The sequence below is a fragment of the Lelliottia wanjuensis genome, from assembly GCF_030238365.1.
Classification (GTDB): domain Bacteria; phylum Pseudomonadota; class Gammaproteobacteria; order Enterobacterales; family Enterobacteriaceae; genus Enterobacter; species Enterobacter wanjuensis.
In genome coordinates this window covers 110,561-132,915 of the sequence record NZ_JASSOT010000078.1, presented here as the reverse complement: position 1 = coordinate 132,915, position 22,355 = coordinate 110,561, and the positions used below count along the sequence as shown (strand labels likewise).

General features: G+C 57.6%; 20 protein-coding genes. 6 read left to right on the top strand and 14 right to left on the bottom strand.

What is annotated here, in order from left to right:
- The first annotated feature begins 8 nt into the window (after window positions 1-8).
- Window positions 9-1,475: a pyridoxal phosphate-dependent decarboxylase family protein gene (locus QQF33_RS23770; protein ID WP_285158721.1), complete on the top strand. Its 1,467-nt coding sequence runs from the start codon at window positions 9-11 to the stop codon at window positions 1,473-1,475.
- A 40-nt stretch (window positions 1,476-1,515) separates the two neighbouring features.
- Here the strand turns inward: QQF33_RS23770 and QQF33_RS23765 are convergent, their stop codons facing one another.
- From QQF33_RS23765 to QQF33_RS23740, 6 genes are all read right to left on the bottom strand, one after another.
- Window positions 1,516-3,705, bottom strand: a complete 2,190-nt coding sequence (locus QQF33_RS23765) for a polysaccharide biosynthesis tyrosine autokinase (RefSeq protein ID WP_285158720.1) — start codon at window positions 3,703-3,705, stop codon at window positions 1,516-1,518.
- Between the two features lie 14 nt (window positions 3,706-3,719).
- The gene (locus tag QQF33_RS23760; RefSeq protein WP_285158719.1) at window positions 3,720-4,154 is read right to left on the bottom strand and encodes an arsenate reductase/protein-tyrosine-phosphatase family protein; all 435 of its coding nucleotides are present in this window, start codon (window positions 4,152-4,154) and stop codon (window positions 3,720-3,722) included.
- Window positions 4,154-5,293, bottom strand: coding sequence for a polysaccharide export protein (locus tag QQF33_RS23755; RefSeq protein WP_285158718.1), 1,140 nt, complete (start codon window positions 5,291-5,293; stop codon window positions 4,154-4,156). The genes QQF33_RS23760 and QQF33_RS23755 overlap by 1 nt, the downstream gene beginning before the upstream one ends.
- Before the next feature lie 354 nt (window positions 5,294-5,647).
- The gene (locus QQF33_RS23750; RefSeq protein ID WP_285158717.1) at window positions 5,648-7,843 is read right to left on the bottom strand and encodes a polysaccharide biosynthesis tyrosine autokinase; all 2,196 of its coding nucleotides are present in this window, start codon (window positions 7,841-7,843) and stop codon (window positions 5,648-5,650) included.
- A gap of 15 nt (window positions 7,844-7,858) precedes the next feature.
- On the bottom strand, window positions 7,859-8,293 hold the full coding sequence (locus tag QQF33_RS23745) for an arsenate reductase/protein-tyrosine-phosphatase family protein (RefSeq protein WP_285158716.1): 435 nt from the start codon (window positions 8,291-8,293) through the stop codon (window positions 7,859-7,861).
- Complete coding sequence (locus tag QQF33_RS23740) at window positions 8,293-9,432, bottom strand: polysaccharide export protein (RefSeq protein ID WP_285158714.1); 1,140 nt, start codon at window positions 9,430-9,432, stop codon at window positions 8,293-8,295. The genes QQF33_RS23745 and QQF33_RS23740 overlap by 1 nt, the downstream gene beginning before the upstream one ends.
- A 491-nt stretch (window positions 9,433-9,923) precedes the next feature.
- Here QQF33_RS23740 and QQF33_RS23735 point away from each other — a divergent pair, with 491 nt between their 5' ends.
- Window positions 9,924-10,256, top strand: a complete 333-nt coding sequence (locus QQF33_RS23735) for an RcnB family protein (protein ID WP_285144062.1) — start codon at window positions 9,924-9,926, stop codon at window positions 10,254-10,256.
- Window positions 10,198-10,686: a GNAT family N-acetyltransferase gene (locus QQF33_RS23730; protein ID WP_285158713.1), complete on the top strand. Its 489-nt coding sequence runs from the start codon at window positions 10,198-10,200 to the stop codon at window positions 10,684-10,686. The genes QQF33_RS23735 and QQF33_RS23730 overlap by 59 nt, the downstream gene beginning before the upstream one ends.
- A gap of 125 nt (window positions 10,687-10,811) precedes the next feature.
- Here QQF33_RS23730 and apbC read toward each other — a convergent pair whose 3' ends face one another.
- Window positions 10,812-11,921, bottom strand: a complete 1,110-nt coding sequence (gene apbC, locus QQF33_RS23725) for an iron-sulfur cluster carrier protein ApbC (protein ID WP_282495063.1) — start codon at window positions 11,919-11,921, stop codon at window positions 10,812-10,814.
- A 136-nt stretch (window positions 11,922-12,057) separates the two neighbouring features.
- Between apbC and metG the strand changes: the two genes are divergently transcribed.
- On the top strand, window positions 12,058-14,091 hold the full coding sequence (gene metG / locus QQF33_RS23720; protein WP_282495064.1) for a methionine--tRNA ligase: 2,034 nt from the start codon (window positions 12,058-12,060) through the stop codon (window positions 14,089-14,091).
- Between the two features lie 160 nt (window positions 14,092-14,251).
- Here metG and QQF33_RS23715 read toward each other — a convergent pair whose 3' ends face one another.
- The 3 genes from QQF33_RS23715 to QQF33_RS23705 are packed head-to-tail and all read right to left on the bottom strand — an operon-like array spanning window position 14,252 to window position 17,170.
- A complete protein-coding gene (locus tag QQF33_RS23715; protein WP_282495065.1) occupies window positions 14,252-14,722 on the bottom strand; it encodes a YehS family protein in 471 nt (156 codons plus the stop codon).
- 46 nt (window positions 14,723-14,768) lie between these two features.
- On the bottom strand, window positions 14,769-15,488 hold the full coding sequence (gene btsR / locus QQF33_RS23710; RefSeq protein ID WP_282495066.1) for a two-component system response regulator BtsR: 720 nt from the start codon (window positions 15,486-15,488) through the stop codon (window positions 14,769-14,771).
- Window positions 15,482-17,170, bottom strand: coding sequence for a sensor histidine kinase (locus QQF33_RS23705; protein ID WP_282495067.1), 1,689 nt, complete (start codon window positions 17,168-17,170; stop codon window positions 15,482-15,484). The genes btsR and QQF33_RS23705 overlap by 7 nt, the downstream gene beginning before the upstream one ends.
- 219 nt (window positions 17,171-17,389) lie before the next feature.
- Between QQF33_RS23705 and mlrA the strand changes: the two genes are divergently transcribed.
- Both mlrA and QQF33_RS23695 read left to right on the top strand, forming a co-directional pair.
- Entirely contained in the window at window positions 17,390-18,118 is a 729-nt protein-coding gene (gene mlrA / locus QQF33_RS23700) for an HTH-type transcriptional regulator MlrA (protein ID WP_282495068.1), read from the top strand.
- Between the two features lie 78 nt (window positions 18,119-18,196).
- On the top strand, window positions 18,197-18,310 hold the full coding sequence (locus tag QQF33_RS23695) for a protein YohO (RefSeq protein ID WP_100779551.1): 114 nt from the start codon (window positions 18,197-18,199) through the stop codon (window positions 18,308-18,310).
- Here the strand turns inward: QQF33_RS23695 and QQF33_RS23690 are convergent.
- From QQF33_RS23690 to osmF, 4 genes are read right to left on the bottom strand one after another with little or no spacing between them, the layout of a single operon-like run.
- Window positions 18,285-19,022, bottom strand: coding sequence for an ABC transporter permease (locus QQF33_RS23690; RefSeq protein WP_282495069.1), 738 nt, complete (start codon window positions 19,020-19,022; stop codon window positions 18,285-18,287). The two genes, QQF33_RS23695 and QQF33_RS23690, sit on opposite strands and share 26 nt — an antisense overlap.
- The gene (locus QQF33_RS23685; protein WP_285158712.1) at window positions 19,006-19,956 is read right to left on the bottom strand and encodes an ABC transporter ATP-binding protein; all 951 of its coding nucleotides are present in this window, start codon (window positions 19,954-19,956) and stop codon (window positions 19,006-19,008) included. The genes QQF33_RS23690 and QQF33_RS23685 overlap by 17 nt, the downstream gene beginning before the upstream one ends.
- Window positions 19,949-21,106, bottom strand: coding sequence for an ABC transporter permease (locus QQF33_RS23680; protein WP_285158711.1), 1,158 nt, complete (start codon window positions 21,104-21,106; stop codon window positions 19,949-19,951). The genes QQF33_RS23685 and QQF33_RS23680 overlap by 8 nt, the downstream gene beginning before the upstream one ends.
- Window positions 21,107-21,118: 12 nt before the next feature.
- Window positions 21,119-22,036, bottom strand: coding sequence for a glycine betaine ABC transporter substrate-binding protein OsmF (gene osmF, locus QQF33_RS23675; protein ID WP_282495072.1), 918 nt, complete (start codon window positions 22,034-22,036; stop codon window positions 21,119-21,121).
- Window positions 22,037-22,355: the final 319 nt, after the last annotated feature.

Sequence of the window (22,355 nt, the reverse complement as noted above, 5' to 3'; positions counted from 1 at the left end):
TTAGAAAGATGTCTGAGTCAAACCCAATTCTGTCGTCGTCGGCGCAAAGCATCGAGGCCTATCAGCAGGCCATCGAGCAGAGCTCACAGGCGGTGATGCAGTGGCTGCAGCAGTCTGAGATGTATCAGGGGAAAACCGTCGCCGAACTGCGCGACAACATCTCCCTGAACTTCGGTCAGAAAGGCCTCGGCAACGAAGCGGCGATTGCCCGCGCGGTCGAGTACTTCCTGAAAGACAGCCTGTCGGTTCACCACCCGCAGTGCGTGGCGCACCTGCACTGCCCGAGCCTGGTCGTCAGCCAGGCGGCGGAAGTGCTGATCAACGCCACCAACCAGAGCATGGACTCCTGGGATCAGAGCCCGTCAGCGACCATCATTGAGATGAAGCTGATCGACTGGCTGCGTACCCGCGTGGGTTATCAGGCCGGTGATGCGGGCGTGTTCACCAGCGGTGGCACCCAGAGCAACCTGATGGGGCTGATGCTGGCGCGTGACGCCTTCTTCGCGCGTCAGGGCCACTCTATCCAGCAGGACGGTCTGGTCGGCGATCTGCGTAAGATCCGCGTGCTCTGTTCTGAAAATGCGCACTTCTCGGTGCAGAAGAACATGGCACTGCTCGGTCTGGGCTACCAGTCGGTCATTCAGGTGAAAACCGATGAGTGTTCGCGCATGGATCTGAACGATCTGGCGGCAAAAATTGCCCAGTGCAATGCCAGTGGCGAACAGATTCTGGCGATCGTGGCCACCGCCGGAACCACCGACGCGGGTGCTATCGATCCACTGCGCGCTATCGCTGAGATGGCGGCTGAGCAGCAGATTTGGGTACATGTGGATGCGGCCTGGGGCGGCGCGCTGCTGATGTCCGATAAGTATCGCGACTACCTGGACGGCATCGAGCTGGTGGATTCCATCACTCTGGACTTCCACAAGCAGTTCTTCCAGACCATCAGCTGCGGCGCGTTCCTGCTGAAAGAAGAGCGTCACTACGAGCTGATGCGTTACCAGGCGGCCTACCTGAACTCCGAGTTTGACGAAGAGGCGGGTGTGCCGAATCTGGTCTCCAAATCACTGCAGACCACGCGCCGTTTCGACGCGCTGAAGCTGTGGATGAGCCTGGAAGCGCTGGGTCAGGAGCAATACGCGGCGATCATCGATCACGGCGTCACTCTGGCACAGGACGTGGCGGCATACGTGCAAACTCAGGATAGCCTTGAGCTGGTGATGAAGCCTCAGCTGGCAAGCGTGCTGTTCCGCTTCCGTCCAGACTCTGCGCTGAACGACGCGGCTATCGCGCTGCTGAACCAGAAGATCGGTGATGCCCTGCTCGACTCCGGTCGCGCCAACGTCGGTGTTACCGAGCACAACGGCGTGACCTGCCTGAAGCTGACGCTGCTGAACCCAACGGTGACGCTGGGCGATGTGAAAGTCCTGCTGTCGCTGGTCGAACGTACGGCGCACGAGATTCTGGCGAAGTAAGTTCCTGTTCCCCGCACCGCCCGGTGCGGGGACTTTTGTATTAATGCGCGTTTTTCTCTGACGTGTAGCTGTAGTCGTAAGGGGTATACCCCGTACCGTAGTACAGGGCGGCGGTTCTCACCACGTCATTCAAGATGGCCCCCGTCATCATCACTCCGGCCAGATGCAGACGTTTTACACAGGACTGCACTTCTCTGACGCTGGTCATGCCATACCGGGCAATCAGCAGCGTAATTCCTGCGTATCTTCCCACCAGCAGGGCATCCGTCACCGCCAGTATCGGCGGGGTATCGACAATAATCATGTCGTAATGGGCGTCAGCCCACGTCAGCAATTGCTGGAAGCGCTCCCCGATGAGCAGCTCCGAAGGATTATCCGGCGTCTGGCCGCAGGTCAGCACGTCTACCCCTCCCGGCTCATAGTGCTGAATGACCTCTTCATGGGCGGCTTCTCCCGTCAGCACCTCCGCGAGGCCACGATTATTGGTAAGACCGAAGATTTGGTGCACATACCCTTTACGCATATCGGCATCGATCAACAGCACCTTCTGCCCGGCCTGAACCAGGATAGTCGCCAGCGACGTGCTGATCAGCGTCTTGCCGCAGTTTTGCGTCGGCCCGACAAACATCACCACGCGATTGCTGGCCTCCATCATGGTGAAATGAAGACTGGTCCGCAGACCGCGTATTGCCTCCACTAGCAGGTCGAGCGGCCTGTCGACAGGCAGAAACGGAATATTATGGGTCCTGTGGTTCCAGCTCTCGCCAAAGCTGAGCGTTCTGCGCAAACGGGTCTTCTTCCACAGCCAGACAGAGCGCGGCAGCGTCGCCAGTACGGTCATCCCCAGCGCCTCAAGCTGTTCAGGGCTTTCAAGGCCTCGTCTGAGCGCGGCTCGCCCCAGAATGATTCCCGAGGAAAGGATGAGCCCGAGCATAAAGCCCATGACGATCACCAGCGGTCGGGTGGGTTTTATCGGCTCAGGTTGCGTCACGGCAGGATCAATAATGCGCACGTTACCGATAGCGCTGGAGCGGGAGATGCTCAGCTCCTGCTGGCGCGTCAGCAGCTGCTGGTAGATCTCACGCCCGGAATCCACGTCCCGGCTCAGACGCAAAATCTCCTGCTGCGTGGAAGGCATGGCGGAGACGCGCTGATTCAGGTGCGCTTTTTCGCTCTCCAGCGTCTGACGTTTTTCCATCAGGGCGCGGTAAGTCGGGTGATCCTTTTTGAACAGCTGGGAGATCTCCGCCTCGCGGAAGGTCAGTTCGTTAAGCTGGTTATCGGCGTTGACGATCTGCTCCAGTACCGATTTGGCCTCCAGCGTCAGATCCACCGAATCGCGCTGCTTACGATAGAGGTTAAGCCGCTCTTCGGCGATATCCAGATCGCCTCGGATCTGCGGCAGCTGGCGCTGCAAAAAAGCGAGGCTTTTGGCATCCTGCTCGGCCTGCCGGTCGATGTTCTGACGCAAATAGTTTTCGGTAATGCTATTGAGTTCCCCGGCAATCCGATCCGGGTCGGTGCCGGTCAGGGACAGATTCAGGATGCCGCTCTGTTTTCCCGCTTCCGCGACGGTGAATTGCTGATTCAGGGCGTTAATCGTCTCCAGGGTTGTCCGCTCACAGAGGGTGAAACGCGTGCCGGGTTGAGCTTCCATGGATTTGACCAGAAGGACTACGCCGTCCTTTTCGAACCGCTTCCCCACCACGCCTTCCCCCTGGAACCCCTCCCCCTCCAGCTGGTAACTCCCCTGCTCCAGCGCTCTGAGCGTCAGGGTATGAGTCGCGTTTACCGTGGCGGGAATGTGCAGTCTGGCCAGCACCAGGGTCGCCGGTCGCTGACCCAAAAGACGCACTATTGCGCGCCCGATAAGGGGAAAATAGCGCGGCTTTACCTCTTCATTCAGGTGTAGCGTCTCCACCGTCTGGCCGAGGATCATCCGCGATTTCAGCAGCTGGATTTCCGGGAGTGTGTCCGGGGAGAGCTCCGGGCCGAGCTGGCTCAGATTTTTGAGCAGGCTGTTGTCCTGTTTACTCTCGATCTGCACCATCGCATCGGCTCTGTACACCGGGGTCGCGGTGAACGCGTACAGGCCAGCGCAGAGGGTAAACAGGAGGGTCATGCAAACAATAAGTACGCGATGGTCGATCAACTCGCCCAGCAGGCGCGCCAGATCCAGTTCCTGATGCCCAATCGCTGCGGCATTGTGTTCTGAAATGTGTGAAGACATACAACTCTATTCCTTTAGTGACTCAATCGTTGAGCCCATTCCCGGCTTGCTCTGCCGAGCAGGTCAAAAACGTATTCATACGCTTCGTGGCTTTTACGGTAGGGATCGGGGATGACTCGTGTGTGCAGCCACTGGCCAAACAGCAGCGAACGCCCGCGGATTTCAGGGGCGATCGCTGAAATATGGTTCAGGTGTTGCGGCTCCATCGCCAGGATCAGATCGTATTCGCGCATCAGCTGCGGGGTCAGTTTCTGCGCGACGTGCCCTTCCAGCGAAACACCGTGCAGCGCCGCCACTTCCTGAGCGCGCGTATCTGCCGCGTACCCCATCAGCCCGCAGACCCCTGCTGACGCCACAATAAAGGCGGGCAAGTGCTGGCGCAGCAGGCGTTCACCGATGGGCGAGCGGCAGAGATTTCCGGTACAGACGACCAGGATGGATTTCACCATTATTGCGGCCACGTTCGGATGTAGCGTACCGCTTCGGTCAGGTCATGAACGCCGGTAATGGTGGGCACGAGCTGAGAGATGACGCGATTCCAGCGCGAAACCGGCGCGGTCGTGACATAGACAATGTCGTAGGGCTGGAGCTGAAATTCGGTGCCGAGGACCATTGCCGAGGCATCTTTGGCGTCGAGCTGGTAGACGCTGGCGATTTTGTCCTGTTTGTCGGTTTTCGGCGCCGAACGAATCACGAAGATCCCCGTCGCGTCCGCCAGATCCTGGTTGATTCCCCCGGCATTGCCGAGCGCTTCCGCCAGGGTCATCCCGCTGCGATCCATTTTGAGAGTGCTTTGTTTAGCGACTTCGCCCATCACAAAGACCTTCAGGCCGTCGTTGCGCGGCACGAAGAGAATGTCTCCCGGCCACAGCAGTTTGTTTTGCGTCAAATCGCCGTGCTGCATCAGGGCATACAGAGAGAGATGGGTGTCTTTGCCATTGTGGGTCAGCACCACGTCGCGCCAGTCGGCATCGGCGGATAATCCCCCCGCGGCATTCACCGCATCCATGACGGTCAGCGGGATATTGGTGATCGCCTGTTGGCCGGATTTGACGACTTCTCCCGTGATGTAGGCTTTTTGCGAGCGGAACGCCGCCACGCTGACATCCACCTGCGGGCTTTCGATCACTTTATCCAGCCGGGAGGTTATCTCTTCGCGAACTTCGGAGACGGTTTTCCCGGCGACGTTGAGCTTGCCGATGTAGGGATAAAAAATCGTGCCGTCGGCGGCCACCCAGTTGCCCGTGTCGCTCGCGCTGCGGTACTGCCCGGCAGGCGTGGTGAGCTCCGGGTGATCCCAGACGGTGATGGTCAGGATGTCGCCCACGTCGATGCGGTATTCCCAGCTTTTGAGCTGCGCATCGAGAGCAGGATTCGCCTGCGATTTAAGCGTCGTTGGGCGCAGTGTCTCAATCAAAGAAGACGTGATCCGATAGACGTCCACTTTGTTATCCAGATCATCATGTTCATTTGTCGCAGCTATCTTATTTTTATTTGACACGTTGAGCGTCTGGCCAGGAATGAAGGTACAGCCCGTTAATTGATATATTATTAATATCAATGCAGAAAGGTATATTTTATTTTTCACTTGAATGATTGAATGGTTGTTTTCTTTCAAAGCCAGGAGGTTACACTTTAAAATAAACCAACACCACGACTAAAAAAAAATTTCAGTTAAATAATTATATTAAAAATTACAATTAATGCATAACTAACTGAAATAAAAGCAAGAACCTCAAAAATAAGTCTGTATTCATCAGTCATTAACCAACAAATACAAAGTCAACAACAAATAAATCACGAGAGAGGGAGTGCATTAAATAACCAGCTGGCATTCACTGACGGAGAATATTGTTTTCTCAGATTCATGGAGGGAAATAAGACGATGGGGTAATAATCTGGGCTTATAAAGACCCGCACCGCCTGGTGCGGGGCCTCTTTTTTATCCCACGTTTTTCTCTTTCTCAGCGCTATAACTGTACTCGAAAGGGGCATACCCCTCGGCGTAATAGAGCGCTGCGGATTTAATGACGTCATTGAGAATCGCACCGTCAACGGCGACACCGGCCAGCTGCAGCCGTTTCGAACAGGCCTGAACCTCTTTCACGCTGGTCATGCCAAATCGGGCCACCAGCAGCGTGGTTCCCGCTTTTCTCCCCACCAGTGACGCATCCGTCACCGCCAGAATCGGCGGCGTATCAACGATCACCATTGTGTAGTGCTCGTTCGCCCATTTCAGCAGTTGCTGGAATGGTTCGCCGATCAGCAGTTCCGAAGGATTACCCGGCGTCTGGCCGCAGGTCATCACGTCGACCTCACCCGGCACATAGCGCTGAATGGCAGCCTGATAATCGATTTTGCCGGAAAGCACGTCAGACAGACCGGTGCGGTTCGTCAGGCCAAAGATCTGATGAACGTACCCTTTGCGCATATCGGCATCGATAAACAACACTTTCTGCCCGGCCTGCGCGACGATCGCCGCCAGCGAGGTGCTGACGAGGGTCTTGCCACAATTCTGCGTCGGGCCGGTAAACATCACCACGCGGTTGGTCGTCTCCAGCATGGTGAAATGAAGGCTGGTGCGCAGGCCGCGGATGGCTTCCACAAACAGATCCACCGGCCTGTCGACGGGCAGAAACGGGATATTTCGGGTCCTGTGGGTCCAGCGATCGCCGAAGAAATACTTGCCGCGCAGGCGGGTCTTTTTCCATAGCCAGACAGAGCGCGGCAGCGTGGCGAGCACCGTAATCCCCTGGTTTTCGAGCTGATCCGGGCTTTCGATACCGCGTTTAAGCGCCGCGCGCCCCAAAACCAGAGCCGCTGAAATGATCAACCCCAGCATGAAGCCCATCACGATAACCAGCGGTTTCGTGGGTTTGATCGACTCAGGTTGCGTTACGGCAGGATCAATAATGCGCACGTTACCGATAGCGCTCGAGCGGGAGATACTCAGCTCCTGCTGGCGGGTCAGCAGCTGCTGATAGATTTCACGCCCGGAATCCACGTCGCGGCTCAGACGCAGGATTTCCTGCTGCGTGGAAGGCATGGCGGAGACGCGCTGATTCAGGCGTGCTTTTTCGCTCTCCAGCGTCTGACGTTTTTCCATCAGCGCGCGGTAAGTCGGGTGATCCTTTTTGAACAGCTGCGAAATCTCCGCCTCGCGGAAGGTCAGTTCGTTGAGCTGGTTATCGGCGTTGACGATCTGCTCCAGCACCGATTTGGCCTCCAGCGTCAGATCCACCGAATCGCGCTGCTTACGATAGACGTTGAGCCGCTCTTCGGCGACATCCAGATCGCCTCGGATCTGCGGCAGCTGGCGCTGCAAAAAGGCGAGGCTTTTGGCATCCTGCGCGGCCTGTCTGTCGATGTTCTGACGCAAATAATTCTCGGCAATGCTGTTAAGCACTTTCGCAATCAGGTCCGGGTCCGTGCCGGTCAGGGAGAGGTTCAGCACGCCGCTCTGTTTACCCGCTTCGGCCACGGTGAACTGCTGATTCAGCGCGTTGATGGTGTCGAGTTTTGTCCGCTCCGTCAGGGCGAACCGCGCGCCCGGCTGCGCCGTCATCGTTTTCACCCACAGGGAGACACCCTCTTTTTCAAACGGCATTCCCGCGACGCCTTCGCCCTCGAAATCATCCCCCGTCACGCGGAAATGCGTTGGGTCCAGCACCGTCAGGGTCAGGGTACGCGGCGTGCCGTCTGTTGAGGGAATATGCATCATGAGCAGATCCAGCGTCGCCGGTTTTTGGCCGAGCAGCCTGGCAAGCGCGCGCCCTACCAGCGGGAAGTAGCGCTGTTTAACCTCTTCGTTAAGACGCAGGCCGTCCACCGTCTGGCCGAGGATCATCCGCGATTTCAGCAGCTGAATTTCCGGCATGGTATCCGGGGAGAGCTCCGGGCTGAGCTGGCTCAAATTTTTAAGCAGGCTGTTGTCCTGTTTACTCTCGATCTGCACCATCGCATCGGCCCGGAAAACCGGCGTCGCCGTGAAAGCGTAGAGGGCCGCGCAGGCGGTAAACAGAAAAGTGATGCACAAAATAAGCAGGCGATGGTCGATCATCTCACCCAGCAGGCGCGCCAGATCCAGCTCGTGATTTTCATTCGCAGCCGCGTAGATGTCTGAAGTATATGAAGACATTGAAACTTTATTCCTTTAATGACTCAGTCGTTGAGCCCATTCCTGACTCGCCCTGCCCAGCAGATCGAACACGTATTCATACGCTTCGTGACTCTTACGATACGGGTCGGGGATTGCGCGCGTTTGCAACCACTGCCCAAACAGCAGCGACCGACCCCGGATTTCAGGGGCCATCGCCGAAATATGGTTCAGGTGTTCCGGCTCCATCGCCAGAATCAAATCGTATTCGCGCATCAGCTGCGGGGTCAGTTTTTGCGCCACATGCCCTTCAAGGGAGACGCCGTGCAGCGCCGCGACTTCCTGCGCCCGCACATCGGCTGCGTGCCCGACCAGGCCGCTGACTCCGGCGGAGGCCACGGTGAAACCGGGCATCTGCTGGCGCAACAGGCGTTCACCGATGGGCGAGCGGCAGATATTTCCGGTGCAGACCACGAGGATTGAATTCACCATTACTGCGGCCACGTGCGGATATAGCGCGCCGTTTCCGTCAGGTCATGAACGCCGCTGATGGTTGGCACGAGCTGAGAGATCACGCGATTCCAGCGCGAAATCGGCGCGGTCGTGACATAGACAATGTCGTAGGGCTGGAGCTGAAATTCGGTGCCGAGCACCATCGCCGAGGCGTCTTTGGCGTCGAGCTGGTACACGCTGGCGATTTTGCTCTGTTTATCAGCTTTCGGCGCCGAACGAATCACGAAGATCCCCGTCGCGTCCGCCAGATCCTGGTTGAGTCCCCCGGCATTGCCTAAAGCTTCCGCCAGGGTCATCCCGCTGCGATCCATTTTGAGGGTGCTTTGTTTCGCCACTTCGCCCATCACGAAGACTTTCAGGCCGTCGTTGCGCGGCACGAAGAGAATATCCCCCGGCCACAGCAGTTTGTTCTGCGTCAAATCGCCGTGCTGCATCAGGGCATACAGAGAGAGATGGGTGTCTTTGCCATTATGGGTCAGCACCACGTCGCGCCAGTCGGCATCGGAGGAGAGACCGCCCGCCGCATTCACCGCATCCATAACCGTGAGAGGAATGTTAGTGATCGCCTGCTGCCCGGATTTGACCACCTCACCGGTGACGTAGGCTTTTTGCGAGCGGAACGCCGCCACGCTCACGTCCACCTGCGGGCTTTCGATCACTTTATCCAGCCGGGAGGCGATCTCCTCGCGAACCTCGGAGACGGTTTTCCCGGCGACGTTGAGCTTGCCAATGTAGGGATAAAAAATCGTGCCGTCGGCGGCCACCCAGTTGCCCGTGTCGCTCGCGCTGCGGTACTGCCCGGCAGGCGTGGTGAGCTCCGGGTGATCCCAGACGGTGATGGTCAGAATATCGCCTACGTCGATGTGGTATTCCCAGCTTTTGAGCTGCGCATCGAGATTAGGATTCGCCTGAGATTTGAGTGTCGTTGGGCGAAGTGTCTCAATCAACGACGGCGTGATCGGGTAAACATCGACGCGCTTATCGAGCTGATAATTAGCATCTGATGCAGCAATGACATTTTTATCCGAAACACTCAGCTGCTGGCCAGGTACAAACGCACAGCCTGTCAATTGACTTATTATTAATGCTAACACCGAAAGAGATATTTTATTTTTCATTGGAATGGATAAAATCTTTGTTTTATCAGGAATAATTGGCGAGTACGTTGACACCCATGACCAGCCGAGTTAAAAAATAGCAAAATCAACAGTTTGAATTAGCACTCCATCCATGAGCCGTCAATTTAATCATTTCGAATAAATACTCTTCATTTGTTTCCCGGCGGTGGCAAATATTCATCGCGGGAAATACCACCAAAGCTATTCATATCGAATTTAATAGTAAAAGGTATGTGTTTAAATTGCATTCACCGTTGAGTCCAATTTTGCACCTTCTATTTTCACTCACCCTGAGGCTGAATAATAAAACTGGCAGCGTGTTTCTCGATTATTCATTTGTGAGATGAATGATTAAGTCATGGGCAAAGCTGTTCAGATTTGTTACATTTTTTTTCCAACAAGCGCGACCGTGATACTTAAAATGGGCTGCTTGCCGCGCTGTGCCGTCACAGCGGGCTGAAGGTTCAGCAAAAGGTTTAACTGGAGATAAAATGGCTAAGAGTAAATTGCTGCTTCTGGGTGTGTTGATGTCACTGGCGGGTGCTGTTTATGCCGCTCCGCAACCCGTGACTGCACCTTCCGGGATCCAGGCTTATGAAGAACAAGAGTTCATCGCCGATTTCACAAAATTCAAAATTGGCGACACCGCCCCGGCGCTCTATCAAACGCCTGAGTACACCATTAAGCAGTTTCAGCTGCGTAACCTCCCGGCACCAGATGCGGGTACGCACTGGACTTACATGGGTGAGAACTACGTTCTGATTAATGACGCCGACGGTAAAATCCTCAAAGCCTACAACGGGGATATCTTCTATCACCGCTGATCCCCTCATCGTCAGACCCTGGCAGGAAAGCGATCGCCCTTTCCTGCGCACCCTCTTTTTACAGGCCCGTCGCGAGGCGTGGCCGTGGCTGGATGACACCGACTGGCAGCTTGAGGATTTCGACGCGGCCACCCTTGACGAGCAGATCTGGGTGGCGGTGCAAAACGGCCATCGCGTCGGGTTTGCGTCGGTCTGGAGCAACGATAATTTTCTGCACAACCTGTTTGTGGATCCGCAGTATCAGGGCGTGGGCGCAGGCAGCCTGCTGCTGGAACATGTACAACAGCAGTTCAGCAGTACAGGTTCGCTTAAGTGTCTGGTCAGAAATGAACGTGCGGTAGGGTTTTATCAGCGGCACGGCTGGCATATCGAGGCGACGGGGGATTCTCCGGAGGGAGAGTATTACCTGATGCATTACCGATTGCGGTAATTGCGGGTTTTGTGCGGTCTGGCGCCCGGCGGCGCTTCGCTTGCGCGGGCCTACGGGGTTGCGGGGCTACGGGTTTTGTAGGCCGGGTAAGGCGAAGCCGCCACCCGGCACAACAAGGCTACAAATCACACCGCACGAAACGCGATCTCGCTCGGAATCACTTCCCCCTGCCAGTACAGCTGCGCGGCCACGCGTCCGGCGAGCTGACGGTACATCCCGGCAAACTCACTCTCCGGACTACGCACCACGGTCGGCTTACCGCTGTCGAGATCTTCACGCAGCGTAATGTGCAGCGGCATCTGCCCCAGCAGCTGGGTGTGATACTGCGCCGCCAGCCTCTCTGCGCCACCGGTGCCAAAGATCGGCTCGTGATGCCCGCAGTTGCTGCAGATATGCACGCTCATGTTCTCGACCACGCCCAGCACCGGCACTTCCACCTTCTCGAACATCACGATGCCTTTTTTGGCGTCGATCAGCGCGATATCCTGCGGCGTCGTAACCACAACAGCGCCTGTCACCGGAATGTTTTGCGCCAGCGTCAGCTGAATATCACCGGTGCCCGGCGGCATATCCAGTACCAGATAATCGAGATCCGGCCACATGGTCTCCTGCAGCATCTGCAGCAGCGCCTTGCTGGCCATCGGGCCGCGCCAGACCATGGCGTTATCGTCTGTCACCAGATAACCAATCGAGTTGGTCGCCAGGCCGTAAGCCATGATCGGCGCCATATGGGTACCGTCCGGCGAGGTTGGACGCTGATTTTCCGCACCCAGCATGTTCGGGATCGACGGGCCGTAAATATCCGCATCGAGAATACCCACTTTGGCCCCTTCGGCGGCCAGCGCCAGCGCCAGGTTCACGGCGGTGGAGGATTTCCCCACCCCGCCTTTGCCAGAGCTGATGGCGATAATGTTCTTCACGCCGTTCACGCCCGGCTGATTCTTCACGCGCTTGAGCGTAGCGATGGTATGCGTCAGCTTCCAGTCAATCGCCTTCGCCCCGGTGATGCGCAGCAGGTCAGAACTGCACTGCTCTTTCAGGGTTTCGAAGGCGCTGGCCCAGACGAACGGCATCTGCAGTTCGACGTGCAGCGTGTCATCCAGCCAGGCGACATGATGCAGCGCTTTCAGCGTGGTGAGATTGTGCTTCAGGGTTGGATGCTGAAAATTGGCCAGCGTCCCGGCAACCATTGCTCGTAAGGCTTCCGGTGATTTGGCCTGGGATTGAGAACTCATCCCGACTCCTTTGTTCTTGTGAATAAGACCTTAGTTGAACAAGTTTACCTGAAAGGCCGTGGTTTGTGCTTACTTAATAATGGCCCTTTTGTTACTATCAAAAACCCTTTTTACTGTTAAAGAAGTAATGCCCACTATGACTCAAGTCGCGAAAAAAATTCTGGTAACGTGCGCCCTGCCGTACGCAAACGGCTCAATCCACCTCGGCCACATGCTGGAGCATATCCAGGCTGATGTCTGGGTCCGTTACCAGCGAATGCGCGGCCACCAGGTAAACTTCATCTGCGCGGACGATGCTCACGGCACGCCAATCATGCTGAAAGCACAGCAGCTGGGGATCTCCCCGGAGCAGATGATTACCGAAATGAGTCAGGAGCATCAGACCGATTTTGCTGGCTTTGACATCAGCTACGACAATTACCACTCGACGCACAGCGACGAGAACCGCGAGCTGTCCGAGCTTATCTACACCCGTCTGAAAGAGAACGGTTTTATTAAAAACCGCACCATCTCTCAGCTCTACGATCCGGAAAAAGGCATGTTCCTGCCGGACCGTTTTGTGAAAGGCACCTGTCCGAAGTGTAAATCCCCGGATCAGTACGGCGATAACTGCGAAGTGTGCGGCGCAACCTACAGCCCGACCGAGCTTATCGAGCCGAAATCAGTGGTCTCCGGCGCGACGCCGGTGATGCGTGACTCTGAGCACTTCTTCTTCGACCTGCCGTCATTTAGCGAAATGCTGCAGGCGTGGACCCGCAGCGGTGCGCTGCAGGAGCAGGTGGCGAACAAAATGCAGGAGTGGTTCGAATCCGGCCTGCAGCAGTGGGATATCTCCCGCGATGCGCCGTACTTCGGCTTTGAAATTCCGAACGCACCGGGCAAATATTTCTACGTCTGGCTGGATGCGCCAATCGGCTACATGGGCTCCTTCAAGAACCTGTGCGACAAACGCGGCGACACCACGAGCTTTGAAGAGTACTGGAAGAAAGATTCCGACGCCGAGCTGTACCACTTCATCGGCAAAGACATCGTCTATTTCCACAGCCTGTTCTGGCCAGCGATGCTGGAAGGCAGCGGTTTCCGCAAGCCAACCAACCTGTTCGTGCACGGCTACGTCACAGTGAACGGCGCGAAGATGTCCAAATCTCGTGGGACCTTCATCAAGGCCAGCACCTGGCTGAACCACTTCGATGCCGACAGCCTGCGCTACTATTACACCGCGAAGCTCTCCTCCCGCATCGACGATATCGACCTGAACCTGGAAGATTTCGTGCAGCGCGTGAACGCCGACATCGTGAACAAGGTGGTGAACCTGGCGTCCCGTAACGCGGGCTTTATCGCCAAGCGTTTCGACGGCGTGATGGCGGCTGAACTGGCTGATCCAGCGTTGTACAAAACCTTCACTGACGCGGCTGCGACCATCGGCGAAGCCTGGGAAGCGCGTGAGTTCGGTAAAGCGGTACGCGAAATCATGGCCCTGGCCGACCTGGCGAACCGCTATGTCGACGAGCAGGCACCGTGGGTAGTTGCGAAGCAGGAAGGCCGCGATGCGGATCTGCAGGCGATCTGCTCCATGGGCATCAACCTGTTCCGCGTGCTGATGACCTACCTGAAGCCGGTTCTGCCGCAGCTGACAGAACGTGCTGAAGCATTCCTGAACACGGAGCTGACCTGGGATGCAATCCAGCAGCCGCTGCTCGGCCACAAAGTGAATACCTTCAAAGCGCTGTATAACCGCATTGAGATGAAACAGGTTGAAGCCCTGGTTGAGGCGTCCAAAGAAGAGGTGAAAGCCGCCGCTGCGCCAGTGACTGGCCCGCTGGCAGACGATCCGATTCAGGAAACCATCACCTTTGATGATTTCGCCAAAGTCGATCTGCGCGTCGCGCTGATTGAAAATGCGGAATTCGTGGAAGGCTCCGACAAACTGCTGCGTCTGACGCTGGATCTGGGCGGTGAGAAGCGCAACGTCTTCTCCGGCATTCGCTCGGCGTATCCGGATCCGCAGGTGCTGATCGGTCGCCAGACGGTGATGGTCGCCAACCTTGCGCCGCGCAAAATGCGCTTCGGCATCTCGGAAGGGATGGTGATGGCCGCCGGTCCTGGCGGGAAGGATATCTTCCTGTTAAGCCCTGACGAAGGTGCAAAGCCGGGTCAGCAGGTGAAATAAACGAAAAAGCCGCTCAGATGAGCGGCTTTTTTTATGCCTTTTTTGCCGGTTGCGGTGTCGGGTGGCGGCTTCGCCTTACCCGACCTACAAAACCCTCGCCTTGTCACCCGGTGAGTCAGTTTGGTAGGCCGGGTAAGGCGTAGCCGCCACCCGGCAGTTCTTACGGCTTCGCGCTATGCACCCGGTGAGTCAACCCGCGCAGGAAATAACGCATAAACTGGTCGCCGCACTCGCGGTAATTCTTATGATCCGGCGCGCGCATCATGGCGGTGATTTCCGGCATCGACACGCGGAATTTCTGCTCGGTCATGATGGCTAATACATCGTCGGATTTCAGGGAAAAGGCGATACGCAGCTTCTTCAGCACGATGTTGTTATTCACGCGACGCTCTGGTGACAGCACCGGGGCAGACTCGTCTTTGCCGCGCTTATCGTAGATCAGCCCATTCAGGAACGAAGAGAGGATGATGTCTGGGCAGCGAACGAAGCCCTCTTCATCCTCTTTGGTGATCCAGCTGGCGATATTCGCCGGAGTGGTCTCGACCTCAGCCAGCGCCAGAATACGAACCAAATCGTTGTTGTTGGATTTCAGGATGTAGCGCACGCTGCGCAGAATATCGTTACTTAACATAGAGCCTTCAGCTGTCGGTGATGCGATGGGGCGCAGTGTACCAGTTTTACAACCCAATCGCCTCTTTCAGGCTTTTCAGATAGCGTCGACTCACCGGCACCGTCTGCCCCGCGCGCAGCACCAGCTCCGCCTGGCCGTTCTCTTCCAGACGAATCTCCTTCAGATGCGCCATGTTCACCAGATACTGTCGGTGGCAGCGGATCAGCGGCGTCCGGCTCTCCAGCGTGCGCAGGGTCAGCTCGGTAAAGCCCTCTTTGCCTTCGCCACTGGTGACAAACACCCCGCTCATGCGGCTGCTGACAAAGGCCACGTCGTCCATCTGCAGGAGATAGATTCGGCTGTGGCCGGTGCAGGGGATAAATTTCAGCGCCTGCTGGTTTTCCGGCAGCAGCGACACGTCCTGCACGCTGCGCTCCTGGCGCAAACGGTTAAGGGTTTTCTCCAGCCGCTTCTCTTCGATCGGTTTGAGCAGATAATCGAACGCGTGCTCTTCAAAGGCTTTGACCGCATATTCATCAAAGGCGGTGAGAAACACGATGTACGGACGGTGCTCCGGGTCGAGCATCCCGACCATCTCCAGGCCGCTGATGCGCGGCATCTGGATATCGAGAAACAGCACATCGGGGCGTAATTTATGCACCGCGCCAATGGCTTCGATGGCGTTGGCGCACTCGCCCGCGATTTCAATGTCGCTCTGTTCCTGTAACAGAACCCGCAGGTTTTCCCGCGCTAACGGCTCATCATCGACAATCAGCACTCTTAGCATGCGTTTTCCTCCAGGGGCAATCGTAGGGTAATACGGGTAAAACTGTCCGGCTCGCAGTCGACGGTAATGCCGCAGTCATCGCCAAAATGCGCGCGCAGACGTTTGTCGACCAGGCTCATTCCCAGCCCTCCCGACTCGGCACCGGGCAGATACAGCCCGGCGTTATCTTCAATATCCAGCACCAGGTGGTGATTAAACCGGCTGGCAGAGATACGGATTTCGCCGGTGCCCAGCAGCTGCGAGGTGCCGTGCTTTATCGCATTTTCCACAATCGGCTGCAGGGTAAACGCCGGAAGATGCTGATGGGCCAGCTCAATCGGCACAAACAGCGAGACCTGCAACCGCGACTGGAAGCGCGCTTTCTCGATTTGCAGATAGGCATTCACGTGTTCAATCTCATCGGCCAGGGTCACAATCTCTGAAGGCCGCTTCAGGTTCTTGCGGAAAAAAGTCGACAGAAACTGTACCAGCTGCGTCGCCTGGTCGCTGTCATGGCGGATCACCGCCTTGAGCGTATTCAGGGCGTTAAACAGGAAATGCGGATTGACCTGGGCGTGCAGGAGCTTGATTTCCGACTGGGTCAGGAGCGCTTTTTGCCGCTCGTACTGCCCCGCCAGGATCTGCGCCGACAGCAGCTGGGCGATCCCCTCCCCCAGCGTACGGTTGATGGAGCTGAACAGCCGGTTCTTCGCTTCGTACAATTTGATGGTGCCCATCACCCGCTGATTCTCGCCGCGCAGGGGGATCACCAGCGTCGAGCCGAGCTTGCACTGCGGATGCAATGAGCAGCGGTACGGCACTTCATTCCCGTCGGCGTACACCACTTCGCCCGTTTCGATGGCGCGCAGCGTATAGGCCGATGAAATCGGTTTGCCAGGCAGATGGTGATCGTCGCCGGTGCCGGTAAAGGCCAGCAGCCTTTCGCGGTCGGTGATCGCCACCGCGCCGATGTCCAGCTCCTGATACAGCACCTGCGCCACCTTCATGCTGTTCTCTTCGTTAAAGCCCTGGCGCAAAATCCCTTCCGTCGAGGCCGCCACTTTCAACGCCGTGGCCGAGAACGCCGAGGTGTATTTCTCAAACATCGCGCGCTTATCCAAAAGGATGCGCATAAACAGCGCCGCGCCAACCGTGTTGGTCACCATCATCGGGGCGGCGATGCTGCTCACCAGATGCAGGGCATCTTCGAACGGACGGGCGATCAGCAGGATAATCAGCATCTGCGCCAGCTCCGCCACCAGCGTAATTGCCCCGGCGGTCAGCGGGCTAAAGACTTTATCCGGGCGACCGCGCTTGATCATATAGCTGTGAACCAGGCCGCCGAGCAGCCCTTCGACAATCGTCGAGATCATGCAGCTGAGCGCGGTCATGCCGCCCATCGAGTAGCGATGCAATCCGCCCGTCAGCCCGACCAGTCCGCCCACCACCGGGCCGCCGAGCAGGCCGCCCATCACCGCCCCGATGGCGCGCGTATTGGCGATCGAGTCTTCAATGTGCAGACCAAAATAGGTGCCGAGAATGCAGAAAATCGAGAAGGTGACATAGCAGAGAAGCTTGTGCGGCAGGCGAACAGTCACCTGCATCAGCGGAATGAACAGCCGCGTTTTGCTCATCAGCCAGGCGATGACCAGGAAAACGCACATCTGCTGAAGCAGCAGCAACACCAGATTAAATTCGTACATGACCGCAAACCGCACTGTCTAAAAACGCGTAACATACACTGATACACATTAACTTTCTTTGAAGCATTCCAAAAAAGCTGCAATTCGTGCCCGTCATCACATCCTTTAGCGGATCAACTTCCACCCTTCGCATTATTTGTTTAAAAAACGGTCGATTCTTCCTGGTTCGCGAATCAGCGTCTACAGTTATTCTGGGGATGCGCAAGCCAGGGGGCGAACATGGCGCTTTACACGATAGGTGAAGTGGCACTGCTTTGTGATATCAATCCTGTGACGCTGCGAGCATGGCAGCGGCGGTATGAGCTGCTAAAACCGCAGCGAACGGACGGAGGACATCGTCTGTTTAACGAGGCGGATATCGACCGGATCCGCGAGATCAAAAGCTGGATCGATAACGGTGTCCAGGTCAGCAAGGTCAAATCGCTGTTATGTGAACACGATGCCGATAGTCTGGCCGAATGGCGTGAACATCAGGAAACACTGCTCCGGCTGCTGCAGGCCGGTAATTTTCAGCGTCTGCGAACCTGGATCAAGGAGCAGGGTCGGGATTATCCCGCCCAGACGCTCATCACACATCTGTTTATCCCGCTTCGTCGCCGTCTCTCTCAGCAACCGGCGCTCCAGGCGCTGCTGAGTATGCTTGATGGCATGCTGATCAATTACATTTCCGTGTGCCTGTCAACGGCACGCAAGAAGAGCGGAAAGGACGCACTGGTGGTCGGCTGGAATGTTCACGACACCACCCGCTTATGGCTCGAAGCCTGGATAGCCACGCAGCAAGGCTGGCGTGTAGACGTGCTGGCGCATTCATTAGCTCAGCTTCGCCCCGAGCTTTTCGAAGGGCAAACCCTGCTGGTCTGGTGCGGAGATATCCCCACTGCCGCCCAACAGCAGTCGCTGAATGAATGGCGCGAACACGGCTACCCCGTCATCACCCTCGGCCCGTAAATGTCTTCCCGGCATTTAATGGTTCATTAACAGGTGTGCTTCACCGTATAATTGGGCGGTTAACAAAAGGAGCACATTATGAAGGCAACCAAAGTGGCCGTAATTACCCTCTTCGCCTTAATGGCCATCAGCGGCATTGGCGGCGTGATGCTGGCCGGCTACTCATTTATCGTGCGTGGCGGTGTCGGCTGAGATACTGCGCCAGCCGTTCAAACCCGCGATCGACCACAATCGCTGCCAGCGCCACCAGCACCGCACCCTGCACAATATAGGCTGAGTTAAATCCGCTCAGTCCGATGATAATCGGCGTGCCCAGGGTATTCGCCCCGACCGTTGACGCAATGGTCGCGGTCCCGATATTGATAATCACCGACGTCCGTACTCCCGCCAGAATCACCGGCGCTGCCAGCGGCAGCTCGACTTTACGCAGTCGCTGCCCCGCGCTCATCCCCATCCCTTCCGCTACGCTGGTGACTGCCGCAGGCACGGCTGTTAATCCGGCCAGCGTCGCCTGCAAGATCGGCAACACGCCGTACAAAATCAGGGCAATGATCGCCGGTTGCTGACCAAAGCCGATCACCGGCACCGCAATCGCCAGCACCGCCACCGGCGGGAAGGTTTGCCCGATCGCGGCGATGGTCTCCACCAGCGGGCGAAACTCTTTGCCCAAAGGCCGCGTCACCGCAATCCCGGCCCCAACGCCGATCACAATCGCGATGGCGCTCGACACGCCCACCAGCCAGAAATGGGCCAGCGTCAGGCTGATGAAACTCTCCTGCAGATAGACCGGGCGCGGCAGACCGGGGAACAGCGCGCCAAACAGCCCGCCGCTGTATGGCATCAGCCACAGCAGCGCGACGAACAGCAGCACCAGCCACAGGAGCGGATCACGTAGCCATTTCACGTTCCACCTCCCCTGCCAGCAGATCGCGAAAATGCAGCGTCCCGCACGGTGCGCCCTGCTCATCCACCACCGGCAACACCTCACACTGACGGGCGACAAAGGCCGAGAGCGCATCGCGCAGGCTCATCTGCGCCTGAAGGGGTTCGCCGGTCACCGCCCGATCCTGCGGGCGTAAATACTCTGCGACCGTGCGCAGGGAGAGCAGCCGCACGCCCAGTTCGCTGCGGCCAAAAAATTCGCGCACGAAATCCGTCGCCGGGCGGGTTAACAGCTCCAGCGGCGTGCCCTGCTGCACCACTTCCCCGTGGTCCATCAAGACCAGACGATCGGCGAGGCGCAGGGCTTCGTCGATATCGTGCGTCACCAGAATAATCGTGCGCCCAAGAATACGATGGATGCGGGTCATCTCCGTTTGCAGCGCGCTGCGGGTCACCGGGTCCAGCGCGCCGAAAGGTTCATCCATCAGCAATACTTCCGGATTGGCCGCTAACGCACGCGCCACCCCGACGCGCTGCTGCTGCCCGCCGGACAGCTGATGCGGATAGCGCTCGCGAAGCGATGGCTCCAGCCCCAGGAGCGCCATCAGCTCATCGACGCGATCCGCCACTTTCTGCCGCGACCACTTTTGCAGCTGCGGCACGGTGGCGATGTTCTGCGCCACCGTCCAGTGCGGGAACAGGCCAATGGACTGAATGGCGTAGCCCATCCGGCGGCGCAGCTCCAGCACCGGCAGGCTGCGGATCTCCTCCCCGGCAAAGCGAATCAGCCCGCTGTCGTGTTCCACCAGCCGGTTGATCATCTTGAGGGTGGTCGATTTCCCTGACCCGGAGGTGCCGATCAGCACCGAAAACGCCCCTTCCTCAAAGCGCAGATTGAGGTTTTTTACCGCCGTCTGCCCGGCAAATTCTTTACTCACATCGTGAAATTCAATCATTATTTTTCCCCTTCAGCAGGGCCAGCCACAGGGCAAAGAGCGCGTCCACCACCACCGCCAGGGCGATGGTCGGAATCACACCGAGTAACACCAGATCCAGCGCGCTGCTGAGCAGGCCCTGGAACACCAGCGCCCCAAAACCTCCCGCGCCGATCAGCGCGGCAATCACCGCCATGCCGACGGTTTGCACCGCGACCACCCGCAGGCTGCGCAGCAGAAGCGGCAGCGCGAGCGGCAGCTGGATCTTCCAGAAGCGCTGACTGGCGCTCATCCCCATCGCGCTGGCGCTCTCCAGCACCTCCGGGGAAACCTGGCTCAATCCCGCCAGCACGCCGCGCGCTAAGGGCAGCAGCGCGTACAGCACCAGAGCAATGAGCGCAGGCGTCAGCCCGGTTCCGGCGATGCCGATGGCGGCCAGCGCCGGAAAGGATTTCACCAGCCCGGCGAGCGGCGCAATCAGCAAGCCGAACAGCGCCACGGAAGGGATGGTCTGAATCACGTTCAGCACGGTAAATACCGGTCCCTGACGCGCGGGATGGCGGTAGCACCACAGGCCGATCGGCACGCCGATGAGCAGCGCCGGAACCAGGGTGCCAAACAGGATCGTCAAGTGCTGAGCCAGCGCATCGTTAAAGACCTCCTGACGATTGGCGTACTCTTTCAGCAGCGAAAGCGTGTTTAGCTCGCCGCTGAACAGCAGCGCCAGGGGCAAAATCCAGATCTGCGCATTCAGCAGCCAGCGCCACACCGGGCGCGTGGTCAGGCGGCGGATCGCATCGCTACAGGCGAGCAGGCAAAGGGCCATCCACAGCCACAGACCGCTGCCTGTCGAGGTACGCGCCAGCGGGGTTTCCGCGGTGGCAAGATGCGTTGCCGCAAGCCCGGCACTCCAGGCCAGCAGCACAAAAAGCAGTTCACAAACAATCAGCGTGAGAATGAGCGGCACACGCCCCGCGCAAAACGACAGCACGGTGACGCATACCAGAGAGAGCGCCAGCGGGAGGGGCGAAATTGCCCACACCTGCCAGACCGACAGCCCCTCGCCGGACATCAGCCGGTTCGGGGCGAAATTGACGAACGGAAGCGCGCACGCCGCCAGCCCGACAAACGCGAGCAGAAGCAGTACGCGGTTATGACATGTCTTTGGCAAAGCGTTGTCCTGTTACTTCACGAGTCCTTTTTGCTTCAGGAAATCTGCCGCCACTTTTTTGGCATCCAGCCCTTCCACCGCAATGCTCGCGTTGAGCTGTTGCAGGGTTTTCTCATCGAGTTTTTCAAACACCGGTTTCAGCCAGTCGCCGATCTGCGGATAGGCTTTCAGCACCGCCTCGCGAACCACCGGCGTTGGGGCATAGATCGGCTGAACGCCTTTCGGATCGCTCAGGGTTTGCAGACCCAGCGCCGCCACCGGACCGTCGGTGCCGTAAGCCATCGCCGCGTTCACGCCCGACGTTTGCTGGGCGGCAGCTTTGATGGTCACCGCCGTATCACCGCCCGCGAGCGACAGCAGCTGGCTCTGGTCGAGTTTGAAATCGTAAGCTTTCTCGAAGGCCGGGAGCGCATCCGGGCGCTCGATAAACTCAGCCGAGGCCGCCAGTTTGAAGTCGCCTTTATCTTTCAGATAGCGGCTCAGATCGTCGAGGGAGGTGAGTTTGCCTTTCTCGGCGATATCCTTGCGCACCGCGATGGTCCAGGTGTTGTTGGCGGGCGCAGGCGTCAGCCAGATCAGCTTGTTCTGTTCGGCGTCGAGTTTTTTCACTTTCTCGTAACCCGCGCTGGCATTTTTCCACGCCGCGTCGTTTTCATCTTTGAAGAAGAAGGCCCCGTTGCCGGTGTATTCCGGATAGATATCCAGCTCGCCGGAGGTGATCGCCCCTCGCACCACCGGCGTGGTGCCGAGCTGCACTTTATTCACGGTTTTCACGCCGTGGCTCTCCAGCACCTGCAGGATGATATTGCCCAGCAGCGCCCCTTCCGTATCAATCTTCGACCCAACCTTCACCGGCTCTGCCGCCTGTAAAGGCAGGCTCAGCGCCGCCAGTAACGCCGCTGAACCCCATATCCCCTTTGCGATTGTCATTCCACTTTCCTCATTAATTTGCCGCCTTTATCAGGGGCTTGAGAGAAAAGCGTAGACTAAAAATTGGGTATTATCCCCATGTTGATCAGTTAAACACTGGAGGTGGTTCCGTTCACCTTATGTTCGGCAGAATATAATTGCTTCATATCTTGTGAACGTGACAAGGGGGCCAACACCGGTGCCACATTCAAGCGGCTGTAAAGCTGGAGGGATCGGGAGTCCGGCTGAAAATCGCCGAAGCGTTTCCTGGAGGCCGGGTCGAGGCGCAGGGAAGCGCCGAGAGGGTGCGACCTGCATGGATGCAGGATCGCGCCCGACC